11 protein-coding genes are annotated in these 12,183 nt (G+C 44.7%); 5 read left to right on the forward strand and 6 right to left on the reverse strand.

Annotated features, from left to right (window positions below; genetic code table 11):
* The first annotated feature begins 68 nt into the window (after positions 1–68).
* From AB4512_RS14785 to AB4512_RS14795, 3 genes are all read left to right on the forward strand, one after another.
* Positions 69–1,880 carry a hypothetical protein gene (locus AB4512_RS14785; protein ID WP_372175108.1) on the forward strand — a complete coding sequence of 604 codons (1,812 nt, stop codon included), beginning with the start codon at positions 69–71 and terminating at the stop codon, positions 1,878–1,880.
* On the forward strand, positions 1,877–2,614 hold the full coding sequence (locus AB4512_RS14790; RefSeq protein WP_017064722.1) for a DUF3726 domain-containing protein: 738 nt from the start codon (positions 1,877–1,879) through the stop codon (positions 2,612–2,614). The genes AB4512_RS14785 and AB4512_RS14790 overlap by 4 nt, the downstream gene beginning before the upstream one ends.
* A gap of 396 nt (positions 2,615–3,010) precedes the next feature.
* Positions 3,011–4,303, forward strand: a complete 1,293-nt coding sequence (locus AB4512_RS14795; protein WP_017064721.1) for an alpha/beta fold hydrolase — start codon at positions 3,011–3,013, stop codon at positions 4,301–4,303.
* Between the two features lie 171 nt (positions 4,304–4,474).
* Here the strand turns inward: AB4512_RS14795 and AB4512_RS14800 are convergent, their stop codons facing one another.
* The 6 genes from AB4512_RS14800 to AB4512_RS14825 all read right to left on the reverse strand — a co-directional run bounded on the left by AB4512_RS14800 (position 4,475) and on the right by AB4512_RS14825 (position 10,037).
* Positions 4,475–4,657 carry a hypothetical protein gene (locus AB4512_RS14800; RefSeq protein WP_372131852.1) on the reverse strand — a complete coding sequence of 61 codons (183 nt, stop codon included), beginning with the start codon at positions 4,655–4,657 and terminating at the stop codon, positions 4,475–4,477.
* Positions 4,658–4,939: 282 nt separating this feature from the next.
* Positions 4,940–5,167: a PAS factor family protein gene (locus tag AB4512_RS14805; protein WP_004730426.1), complete on the reverse strand. Its 228-nt coding sequence runs from the start codon at positions 5,165–5,167 to the stop codon at positions 4,940–4,942.
* A 265-nt stretch (positions 5,168–5,432) separates the two neighbouring features.
* Positions 5,433–7,589: a cytochrome c gene (locus tag AB4512_RS14810; protein ID WP_102393760.1), complete on the reverse strand. Its 2,157-nt coding sequence runs from the start codon at positions 7,587–7,589 to the stop codon at positions 5,433–5,435.
* A complete protein-coding gene (locus AB4512_RS14815; protein ID WP_372175109.1) occupies positions 7,586–8,200 on the reverse strand; it encodes a cbb3-type cytochrome c oxidase subunit II in 615 nt (204 codons plus the stop codon). The genes AB4512_RS14810 and AB4512_RS14815 overlap by 4 nt, the downstream gene beginning before the upstream one ends.
* Positions 8,201–9,625 carry a cytochrome-c oxidase, cbb3-type subunit I gene (gene ccoN, locus AB4512_RS14820; RefSeq protein ID WP_017069846.1) on the reverse strand — a complete coding sequence of 475 codons (1,425 nt, stop codon included), beginning with the start codon at positions 9,623–9,625 and terminating at the stop codon, positions 8,201–8,203.
* Positions 9,626–9,662: 37 nt separating this feature from the next.
* Positions 9,663–10,037, reverse strand: coding sequence for a cytochrome c (locus AB4512_RS14825; protein ID WP_029235248.1), 375 nt, complete (start codon positions 10,035–10,037; stop codon positions 9,663–9,665).
* A 462-nt stretch (positions 10,038–10,499) separates the two neighbouring features.
* On the opposite strand from AB4512_RS14825, the gene AB4512_RS14830 reads away from it, so the two are divergent.
* Both AB4512_RS14830 and AB4512_RS14835 read left to right on the forward strand, forming a co-directional pair.
* Positions 10,500–10,955 carry a hypothetical protein gene (locus AB4512_RS14830; RefSeq protein WP_017069847.1) on the forward strand — a complete coding sequence of 152 codons (456 nt, stop codon included), beginning with the start codon at positions 10,500–10,502 and terminating at the stop codon, positions 10,953–10,955.
* A gap of 9 nt (positions 10,956–10,964) precedes the next feature.
* Positions 10,965–11,990: a GGDEF domain-containing protein gene (locus AB4512_RS14835; RefSeq protein ID WP_017069848.1), complete on the forward strand. Its 1,026-nt coding sequence runs from the start codon at positions 10,965–10,967 to the stop codon at positions 11,988–11,990.
* Positions 11,991–12,183 lie beyond the last annotated feature (193 nt).

Genomic DNA, 12,183 nt, shown 5'->3' on the forward strand with positions numbered 1-12,183 from the left:
TTCGCTTGCCTCGATAATATCAATAACGATTAAAAACGTGAAAGCTAACCAACATACTGTCGCTATATATGCTTCAAAAGACAGCAACGATCGGTTCTGAATGGCTAGCAAAATCCTATAACTATAAGGTGGTGAGCAAAATGGATGCACATCGTTCTACCTACACTGAATCAGCACTACGTGACGCGACTGTCGTCATGGCACCGGAAAGGCTAGGTGCAATGCACCAAACACGTATCAGCTTCGTTAGAACTCTGATTCGTAAAATGGCGCAGCAAGAATGGAAAGTGACCAAACATGAATGGCAATTAGACGCTCAGGGCTTTGGTCATGTTATCTATAAGCTTGCGACGCCAAATCATGTTTATCATTTGGTTGTTTTCTGCGATGAGATTGCAGACGACGAACGAAATGACCGTGTAATTGCTGAAAAGTGGGACGTAACGTTTGCTCTGGTTCTTGGTGATGTTGATGTCACCCTACTTGAGAGACTTCGTGCGAATGTACCGCTACAAGAAGCAGGCCGTAACCCTAACAATGTGCTTGTTTTAGCGCGTGCCAACAAAAGTGTACGAGTGTTTGAACATATTGTTAGTCACTTGGCTAAAGGTGTTCAACCAACGCCAAAAGAGCTAGCGGAAGTTGGCTACATCCTACGAACCACAGCGGTTTATGGTAATGGTAAGTTTGGTATTGCTGACTTTAAAATCTTGGAAAAGAATCCAGATTTTAATCAGTCGTTTAGTGCGCAAATGTGTGCGGTTTATATGCTGCGTGAGTTCAGCCTAGATTGGGTTCATTACCTAGCCGAGCAACAGGGCGGTGAACAAGCGATTACCTTGCATAGAGGATTACAGCGTTACCTTGGTGTTGGTAATGCGACTGGTTTAGGCATGGCGCCATACCTTATTAACCACCCGAGTATTGTCGATCAGTGGATGACAACACGTGAGCATGCATTAGCTGACGTGTTAGTTAGTCACACGGATACGGAGTTGATTGAGCCACTACGTACATTAGTTAAAAAAGCGATTTGTCATTTAGAACAAGTTGTTACCATCAATGAAAATCAGCAAGAGTTGAACAAAACCGCTGTTGATGAGTTGAAACACGCAGAACAGTCACTAGAAGCTTCTGTAAACCATTGCGATACATGGGCGCAGTTAGTTGAACAATCTAAGCACATGAGTATGGAAGCCCAAGAAATCCTTATCTCATGCTTGATGGAATTGTACCCAGAATTAGTGGACGCCCATCAAGAGCAAATGAATTGTAGCGAAACACTCTCGCTTCCTAGTGGCAAAAAGATCCAAGACCTATTGGTTGTGTTAGAAGAAAAGTACCGTTGGGCGATCACGACTGACTTTACGAAAGCAGAAAATAACTACTGGTTCTGGTATCGCTCTCAGGACAAAGAAGAGCCAAGGCTCGGTGTTCGAGGCGAGGAACTCGGCGAAGAGCGCGAACTGCCGTTGGATATCGGCCGTCAAGCTTACCGTCTGTACCATGCTTTATTGCAATTCGCGCCAGAGCTTTCATTGGCTGAATTCCTTGTTAAACAACCGCAGCATCGTGCCATTGCGCGCCGTGTGTGGACGTTAGGTAACAAGGCGATGGGCGACATTCAAATGAACGTGCTGCACCAAGACTCGCCACCAATGCATTTGCTGCGTTGTAAGCTAGCGATGTTTGGAGCGACTAAGTTTGATCCTCGCTCAGATCGTTGGGTTCGCGTGACCTTCTTCCAAGGCGCACCGTTGCTTGATGAAATTCATCAGGACGAATGGGTGTTCCCAATCTTACCAAGTGAAGCGGAGATCGCTGACTCAAATAAAGTTCCTACACATATCAACGGCCAACATGGAGGTAAATCGTTATGATCGTTTCTCACAATGAACTGGTAGCGGCCGTTAATAAAGCCTTTCTGGGTATGCGTCGTACATGTGGTGAAGCCGATGTGATAGCGAACATGGTGGCAGATTTACAAATGGTTGGCTTGGATGGTGTTCGTCATTTTAACAATGCGAGCAACTTTATGGGGCTAGAAGACGATTGCCCTGTAGACATCCAAGTGACAAGCGACAACACAGTTGAAGTGGACCTGCACAAGGCGAGCTTAGCGTGTCATCTTCCTGTGGTGATGGATTACGCCATTGAAAAAATGGTCGGTAAAAAGACGCTGAAAATCGAGCTAAACAACTGTCATAACCGTTGGTTAGCGTACAGTGAGCTTGTAAAACTGGCAGCGAAAGGCATCGCATGTACCGCACGTTGGGATAATGGCTCAAATCCTAAGAGCACCTTGTATGTGCTTAACCGTGGTTGCGTTGCACCAGAACTGTTTTTATCAGATTTGCCTCTGGCATCGGACGATCATATCCACAATATGACCATCGAGCTTTCCGTCCAGGATTTCGATATCGAACGTTTGTCAGATGGCTACCAAACACACATTGAATCGGAAGCGCTTTTTAAAACTCAAGAGAAGGCGTGGAACGAGGGCATTGAAGTTGACGATGGAGAGTGGGGCGCGTTGAAAGAAACGGCGACGGCTATCCTTGTTGAAAACAGCCAACGTTCAATTCAAGGTGCAGGTGAGCTCGAGGCTTCTTAGCTTTGTTTTATAGAGCTATAAGTTACAGAAGCTCAGTTTATAGATCTTTGGCTTATAGAAACTAAACCTATAAAGCCTGAGCTTGTTCAACCTAAAAACCTCATTTACAACAGATAAAACCAAAGAGCTTAACGTATCCTCACCTCGTTAAGCTCTTTTTATTTGTGTCCCACTTTTGTTCTTCTTCTCAATAGATCACATCTTAAACTCTCTGTTTTGACACAAGTTGTTACGCGTATAAAGTTAATTTGGCGATTTAATGAAGTACCTTCACATTCAGGTTCAACAAACGGTTTCATTTACAAGCTAGTATGCGTATCTTGCTAACTACGGTGCCAAAGGGTGCCATTTTTATTCGTACCAATGACTTTAGAATCAGATAAAAAGGAATGAAGCGTGCAAGCTAACTTTATTGATGGAACCACCCTGTACCGTCAGCACTCTTTCGAGTTGCCACTTGATTATCAAGCCAAAGATGGACAACAGATCCAAGTCTTCGCACGTGAGCTGGTTGATCTCGCTAAAGATGAGCAAGAGCTGCCGTGGTTGATCTACTTTCAAGGCGGCCCAGGTTTTCCTTCTCCACGGGTGAGTGGTCAATCGGGTTGGCTAAAGCGTGCATTACAAAACTACCGTGTTCTGCTTCTAGACCAACGTGGTACTGGCAACAGCACGGTTATCAGCCATGAAACTTTGGCGCATTTGTCTCCAGAACAACAAGTCGAATACTTAACGCATTTCAGAGCGGATAACATCGTTCGTGACGCTGAAGCGATTCGTGAACAGTTTGGTATTAAGCAATGGTCGACGATTGGTCAAAGCTTTGGTGGCTTCTGTACACTGAGCTATTTGTCACTGTTCCCACAGAGCTTGCAGCGTTGTTATGTGACGGGCGGCATTCCTTCTATTGAACGAGAAGCTGACGATGTTTATCGTGCGACTTACAAGCGTGTAGAAGACAAAAACAGAGCTTTCTTTGCTCAGTTCCCACAAGCACAAGCTATGTGTCGCGAGATCTCTGATTACCTGCTCAACAACGATGTGAGACTGCCAAACGGTCAGGTGTTCACAGTTGAACAGTTCCAGCTAATAGGTATTAATCTTGGTGGCGGCGAAGCAAACCTTCCAATGTATTTCACACTGGAGAGTGCGTTTGTTGAAGTGAACGGTAACAGACAGCTGAGCTACAGCTTCCTAAATCAAATGCAGCAAGAGCAGGGTTACTTAACTAACCCAATTTACGCAATCTTGCATGAATCGATTTACTGTCAAGGTACAGCGTCTAACTGGTCTGCACATCGTGTTCGTGAGCAGTACCCACACTTCAACTACCAATCGGGCAGTGAGTTCTGGTTTACTGGTGAAATGGTGTACCCATGGATGTTCGACCAACTTGAAACGCTGAAGCCACTGCGTGAAGCCGCGAACATGTTGGCTGAAAAGTCGGACTGGGGCACTTTGTACAACGCAGAGCAGTTGAGCAAGAATACAGTGCCAATGGCGTGTGCCGTTTACGCCGATGACATGTACGTTGAGTTGGATTACAGCCGTGAAACATTGGCGAACATTCCTAACTCGAAAGCGTGGATCACCAATGAATATGAACACAATGGCTTGCGAGTAGACGGCGAAAGGATTGTCGATAAATTGATGACGATGGTTGAAGCGTTAGAAAATCTGCCAAAGTAATCAAGCTATTTGCACTAGAAACAAGATGCGTTAGAAGCTTTCTACTTTAGAAACTATCTACGTTAGAAATACGATACGCCAGAAACAAGAAAACGCTGCACCCATGCAGCGTTTTTTTATGTCATCGAACTATTCGATTTAAGGAACTAGGAGGGGTAGCCCTTGAAGCCATTAAGGTTGGATGACGATATCTTGATTTTCAGTGGTCAATAAGCTGGCGCGGTTCTGTTCGATAAGCTGAGCCGCATAAGAGGGAGTTACAGCTTGAATTTCGCCTTTTGAACGAATCGTTAATGCTTCCCACGCATGATCACGGTATTTGCCTGTTTGTGTATATTCAATAAGTACTCTCATGATTCTTCCATCCGATGTGTGGTTAACGTGCTACTAACATTAGCGCCATTATTGTGGTTACACACCTGTTAAAAATGGAACATAAGATTAACCAAATGAGAATGCGTGTAACTTGAAAAACAGACCTAACTGCACTTATCTTCTTAACCGCGTTTATCGCAACTAACCGTATTTATCGCAACTAACAGCATTTATTGTAACCAACCTTACTTATCGTAAATAGCGTCCATAAAAAAACGCTGCACAATGGCAGCGTTAAAGTTGAGATAGGTTAAAGGTTGCTTAGCTGTTTTCTAAGCCAACAATCTTGCGTGCAGACATCACTGCACTATCCAAATCGGTCAATCTACCAGCACTTGCTGGACCAAGAACTGATGAATACAAAGCCAACTGCTTCTCAAATGATAAATCTAATTGGTTATATAGATTTTGGCGGATTTGAGCGTGTTGCTGTGGCTTTGCGCTCGATAGGCCTTCCAACGTATCGTAGATGAGTGTAGTTGTATCCATAACTGTCCTTAGTACATCTTTAGAAAATTTTGCATATTATGCACTTGGTATCATCTTTGTTCTGCGAGATTGATCGCATTATGTGCAGCTCTGCTTAATTGTGTAATCAGTTAGTTACAATTGTGTTGTGCGGCAAAGTGTCGGAACTCGGGTTTGGGCAAAAGAAAAGGAGACACAGTGGCCTCCTTTTGGCTTGTTAGCAAAGATAAAAGTTACGTGCTGTTCGCTGTTTATTGAGCCAATCGGCTACGCACAGCTACAGCGCCTATCGTATGTTAATGTTCTTATCTCGATTTTCGTACATTTCAGGTGTGGTGTGTAATCCACCTGCATAGCCTGCTGCTTCAAGTGTTTCTCTTACCTCTCGAACATGCTCAGCCGTGACCGGTTCATTTCTGTCGCCAAGGTTTAAACGCACAAACGTGATTAACTCAGCTAAGCGTTGATCCGACAGTACATCCTCAAAACTTGCCATTGGCATGAAATTTCTGTCTTTGTCGAGATAGGTGGGTTGCAAGCCGCGCACCGTTACCGCAATGGTATTGAATGGGTCGCTGTGCATGATAATACCGTTGTTCAACAGAGTAGGGGCGATTGGATCGCGACCTTTACCATCGTCACCATGACAGGCCCCACAGGTTTGACGATACGTGGTGTAGATTTCACTGGCATACGCAGCTTCATCAAACCCTTTAGGCTGTAACTGAACGGCATCACTGGCAATGGTGTTGTTGATGTCCCCACTGAGTAGGTAATAGGACATCGACTCAATATCTTCACGCGTCATCAAGCTTAGGCTGTTTTTCACTACATCAGCCATACCCGCAAAAGCGGTGCCTTTGTCTGAATGTCCTGTGTGTAAAAAGTCTGTGAGTGTTGCTTCATCCCAACCATCGATATAGAGCTCATTGGCTGTAATATCAGGCGCGTTCCAACCGTCGATCAAGTTACCTTGGAAAATACGTTCTGGTATCAGTGCTTGGGCAATATTTCGAGGTGTATGGCACTCCGAACAGTGACCAAGTCCTGCGACCCAATATTTGCCTTGTTGCCACTTATCGACATTCTCAATTTCTCCTTTGAGTTCCTCTGGCACTTCATAATCAATAGGGTCGGTATCCATGAATACGATGTTCCAGCCAAGCAAACCTAAGCGAATATTGGATGGAAACATCATGCTGTTGTCATCATTGCGTCGCGGCACGGCGGTGATTGACTGCATGTATTCCCATAAATCCACCATGTCTTGGTCGGTGAGGTATTGATAGGAGGTGTAAGGCATTGCAGGGTACAGGTAACCATTCTTGCCTTTACCTGCGACTAACGCCGCTCGGAAATCATCGAAGTCATAAGTCCCAATACCTTCGGTAGTGTGTGGCGTTATGTTGGTTGAATACACGGTGCCGAAGGGGGTGACAAAGGGTAGGCCGCCAGCAAAGGGTTCGCCACCTTCTGCACTATGACAAGCCACACAGTCACCGGCATAAGCGAGATATTCTCCGCGCTCAACAGATGATGCTTTCAAACTCGCGAGCCGTTGTTGCTCTACGTCACCAGCGTGTCGGATATAAGCCCCAAGCGCGAGTATCTCGTTCTCACTGAGCTGCTCATCAAACGCAGGCATTAGGTTGTTCAAACCGTAATTGATGGTGTGCTGAATCTCTTCAATACTCCCTCCGTGAAGCCAGATATCATCGGAAAGATCAGGTACGCCAATCGCTGGGTTAGCGACAGCACCATCGGCATGACAAGACGAACAGTATTGGACGAACAAGGTTTTACCGAGCTCGACTTTAATCTCCGGCACATCGGTATGACGTTGGTTGAGGGAGGCTAGATAGTAGGAGACTTTTGCCACCTCGTCTGGGCGCATGATTTCACTCCAACCCGGCATCGCTCCATTTCGCCCTTTGGCAATCGAATGGATCACAGCTTCATCACTGCCGCCGTATAACCATTCTTGGTCGATAAGATTAGGGAAGTGTTTCTGACCTTGTGCATTATCTCGGTGACAAGCGGCACAGTGAGTTTGGAATAGAATCCTACCGCTGTTCACGATCTCTGGGACAGCAGCTAATCCCTCTAACGTGGTTTCGCTGGTTTGTGCAAATTGCTCATTGAGAGTGGTGGATGGTGAACTGAGCTTATCGTCGCTTTGTTCCCAATCGACTAAGCCTTCCCATTCTCCAAGCCCGGGGTAGAGCACCAAATAACCCGCAGACAAAAGAAATGCCACTGCATAACTGATAAATAACAGCTTAGGTGGAGGCGCATCTTTCTCTTCAATACCATCAAAGGTGCCAATGGTGTGGTCGTGATCGGCCTTGTGATTGCTACGCCAGTATTTAACGACAACAGACACCATCAGAACAAAGAATATTAAGGTTAAGAGTACCGCCCATAGATTCCAGAATGTGCTCATTGTAATACCTCCTGTGACGTATCTTTACCCAGGCTTTGTAAATAGCGAATCAGAGCTTCACCTTTGGTTTTGCCTCTAACTTGCAAACGGGCATCACCAATTTCTTTATCGGTATAAGGCACACCTAAGGTACGTAACACTTCCATTTTGGCGCTAATATCATCGCCAGTCAGAGTCTGCTCAAATAGCCACGGGTAAGAGGGCATGATCGAGGTCGGTACGACTTTTCGAGGGTCAATTAAGTGAATAGCATGCCATTGGTCAGAATACTTTCTACCTAAGTTAGTGAGGTCAGGACCAGTACGTTTAGAGCCCCACAAGTTAGGAAACTCATAGATATCGTCTGCTTCTTGGTTCGGGCGACCATTACGCTTCACTTCTGGCTCTAGAGGGCGAACCATTTGTGTGTGACAAACATGGCAGCCTTCACTGATGTATATGTCTCGGCCTGCTAACTCAATCGGTGTGAGAGGCATCGCTAAGCTGCCTTTGGCAATATCATCGCCACGGACAATGCTTGGCACTACCCAGACCAATAAAGAGAAGGAGGCCACGACAACAGTGGTCAAAATTAAAATGACGATTGAATGTGTAAAGTCTTTACTCATCATTTAAGCTCCTTCATTAACAGTGTGTTTAGCATCATTTGTTACGGGCATACGAACCGTTTTGTACAAGTTGAAAGCCATTAAGAACAATCCAAGTACAAACAGCGCGCCACCAAAGAAACGCATGAATAGCCAAGGTGCTTTAAAGTCCATAGCTTCTACAAAACTGTAAATCAGTTCGCCATTTTCATTTTGAGCGAGCCACATATATCCCTCGCCGATGCCTGCGATCCAAAGTGCTATTGCATAGATGGCGACGCCAGCATGAGCAAGCCAAAAGTGCCATTTAATCAGTCGTCGTGACCATAGATCGGTTTGGCCCCATAAGCGTGGAATGAAGTAGTAAAAAACCGCTATCCCTGACATCCCAACCCATCCGAGAGCCGCGGAATGTACGTGCCCGATGATCCATTCGGTGTTGTGTGCCACCATGTTGAACCAGCGAATAGCGAGTAGCGGACCTTCGAATGTTGCCAAGCAGTAGTAAAGAATCGCTGAGAAAAAGAATAAAAGAATGTAGTCGGACTTCAGCTTTTCTTTATTTTGTAGGAGGGTCATTGCGCTATTGAACGCGCCTGCCCAAGAAGGGAGCCACAGGATCAAAGACATAACGATGCCGATGTTCTGAATCCAGATGGGAACAGAAGAATAAACCAAATGGTGCGTTCCGGCCCACGTGTAAAAGCCGACCAAGCCCCAGAAATGGATCACAGACAAACGGTACGAGTAGATAGGTCGATCCGCCGCTTTGGGTATGAAATAGTAGTTCATACCAATCACACCAGCGGTCAGCAAGAAACCGACGGCATTATGTCCCCACCACCATTGAACAATCGCATCTTGAGCGCCTGCAAACACAGAGTAGGACTTCATCGCCAACACAGGCATCGCGAGGTTGTTCACGATGAAAATCATTGCAACGACGATAATGAATGCAGCAAAGAACCAGTTAGCCACAAAGATATGGCTGACCTTTCGTTTAGCAAGGGTGCCAAAGAACAACACCGCGTACAGCACCCAAACCAACACAATCATCAAGTCGATTGGCCATTCAAGCTCCGCATACTCTTTTGAGGTCGTGTGGCCTGCGGGTAAGGAAATGACCGCAAGTAACAGGATGAATTGCCAGCCCCAAAATACCATCCATGAAAGGCTTTTGTTGAACAAGTCACAATGGCCTGTTCGCTGGGCAATGTACAAAGACGTCCCCATCAAGATATTCACGACGAAGCCGTAAATTACTCCAGAGGTATGTAGCGGACGCAGTCGACCAAATTGGAAATACTGAGAATCAAAGTTTAAGACTGGCCAATATAATTGCGCGGCGAGAATCACGCCGATGATCATACCTACAATCGCCCACACTAAGGATGCAATGATGAAGTACTTCACGACCTTAATGCTGTATTGCGTTGTCACTTGTTCCATAACAAGGCTCCTTGCCTAGAGGTTTTGAATCGCTGACTTAATTTGAATCGCTGAGCGAGCCTGCTTCGTTGCCGAGCACAGAATAGAAATAGGAAATGTCACGGATGTCTTGGTCTGAGAGCGTGTCGGCTTGTTGTTGCATGAGAATCGCTAAGCCACTGGTTCTTTCTCGAGTCTGGTAATCTTTCAATGAAGAGATGAGATAACCCACTTTTTGACCGCGAAGGTTCGGGTAGGGATCTTGTGTTGAGATGCCATCAGCGCCATGACAGGTCATACACACTTTAGCTTTTTGTTTACCTAATTCGAATTGTTCTTGATTAACTTCAGCAGAAACAGGAAACATGACCAGCGTCATTACTAGGGTAGAAAGTGTCGCCATGGGGTTAAATTTTTTTATATTCAAACTCATTCTCGATTCCCTTGATTATGAAATGAGTAAGCTTTCTAAGATCAATACACGAGATCAACTGGTGAAGTAGAAACGACTGGAACTCGTTATTAAGTCTCTTAAAGCTGCTTACGTTCGATTAAAGGTTATGCAGCAACCAGCATTCTCGCTACTGACTTACTCATATTTATTGTTAATTTTGTTGTTTCATACGTATTCATAGGGCTTATTGGTTTACTTACGCAGAGTAAAATACGAGTTTTTGTTACTAGACGGTTGAGAAGGAATACGTCAAGCGGGTAGGGAGTGCTGAACGAGAGCGGTGATGGAAGAGACAGAGAAACGGCGAAGTTATTGAAAAACAGCGAGGTGTAGGGGCATTAGGGATAAAGCGATACCAATCAATCTGAGTGGTATCGGTACAAGTTAAATGGTCAATTTATACTAGACTCAAATTAGTGACCTTTTTAAATGGAGTTTAGAATGAGAACTGTATTCTTGTTGATGCTTTGGCTTTGCTCGTTTTCGATTTTTGCAGCCTCAGAGTTAACGGTTTTCGACCACTCCGGGCAAAAGCATGGTTTTAGTAGAGAGCAACTCCTGTCACTTCCTCAAAAAGAAATTACTACCACCTTGCCTTGGGTCGAGGGTCTGACCGTTTATAGTGGTGTGACGTTACAAACGGTGCTTGAAAATATGGATCTACCGATATCATCACAAGTCACTTTCGTAGCATTGAATGACTATAAAATTGCGGTGCCCAAAGAAGATTTTGATACCTATGAACCCATCATTGCGATTAAAAAGAATGGGGAGTTTATGTCTGTGAGAGAGAAAGGCCCGTTTTGGTTGATTTACCCAATCTCTGCGAACCCTGAAACCAATACCCCTGATTTCCATGCCAAGATGATTTGGCAGATTCGTGATATTCACCTGTAGAGGCTAATTATGAAGAAGCTGTTGTCTATGGCCGCAATCAAAGTCGTTGTTTTGTCTTTGGCCGTGGTTGTTCTATCCGTCAATATCTACAGTGTCACTCGAATTAATGACATCAACAAGAGCTTTTCTAACCGCCAAAATGAGGCCACTTGGTTTGTTTTTCAACTCGTCAAAGAGTATGCAAACTTCTTGATGGTTAGCCACGCAAAGACGATCGATTATGATGAACTTTGGTTGGCATATGACATTACTTGGAGTCGTTTTGATATTCTGATCAACAGCACTGAATCGTCCAATTTTATTCGCTCAGCAAACTTTAAACCGTACTTTACCGCAGAGTTTGAAAAGTTTAAGTCGTTAGAATCCTCAATTAAGTTGGTGAATCAAGGCGCTTTGCCTAAGGAATCACTGCAGAAGAAAATTGATATTTGTTACAACACGCTGGTCGAATTTATTAACGAAAAGTTTCGACTTCAAAGCCCGGTTATTGAAGAAAACACCACAATGGTCGACAAGTTGGTGATGATGCATCAGATAAGCAGCGTATTTCTGGTGTTGCTACTGCTTGTGACAGGAGCGATTTTTTACGTCGACTTTGCAATCAAACGAAAACTTCATTCTACCGACTTCATTACTGGCTTTCGCAATCGAGTCTCGCTCATGCAGTTTGTTAAGAACAGCTATCCAACAAACGGTAATTTCGACCTTTACTTTGTAAGAATCAGAAACCTTAGTGAGATAAACCAAAAGTATGGACTTGAATATGGAGACTTGGTGGTGAGTTCAGCTGCTAAGTCCCTGACGGCAAAGGTACCGGAAAGTACTATCTCGTTTCGTAGTAGTGGCAGTCAGTTTCTATTCTTCATTCCTGAGCAATTGTACACAAGTGATGAGATACAGGAAAAATTCAATGACGTGCTTAAGGATTATATCTCTGCGGGGAATTTAGAATTGATGATTGACGCTGTAGTCAGGCATAAGAAGAACATCAGCTCTAAAGATATGATGGAGCTACTAACGACGATGCAGAGTTAATCCCCGCATCAGCGATAAGTTAGATCATTAGGTTTTGTTGACTGTACGCTCACCATTCTCCCGCTTCACTATCATGGCTTTTGCCATTCTTTATTTGCCTCCTCATTCAATGTGCAGCCAATAGAGAGCTCCTGCTCTGATGAAGATAGTTCTACTACTAGTTATAGCTATAGTGTAAGCGTGTCATGAACAC

This window comes from Vibrio sp. 10N.222.52.B7, assembly GCF_041474275.1.
Taxonomy (GTDB): Bacteria; Pseudomonadota; Gammaproteobacteria; order Enterobacterales; family Vibrionaceae; genus Vibrio; species Vibrio crassostreae_C.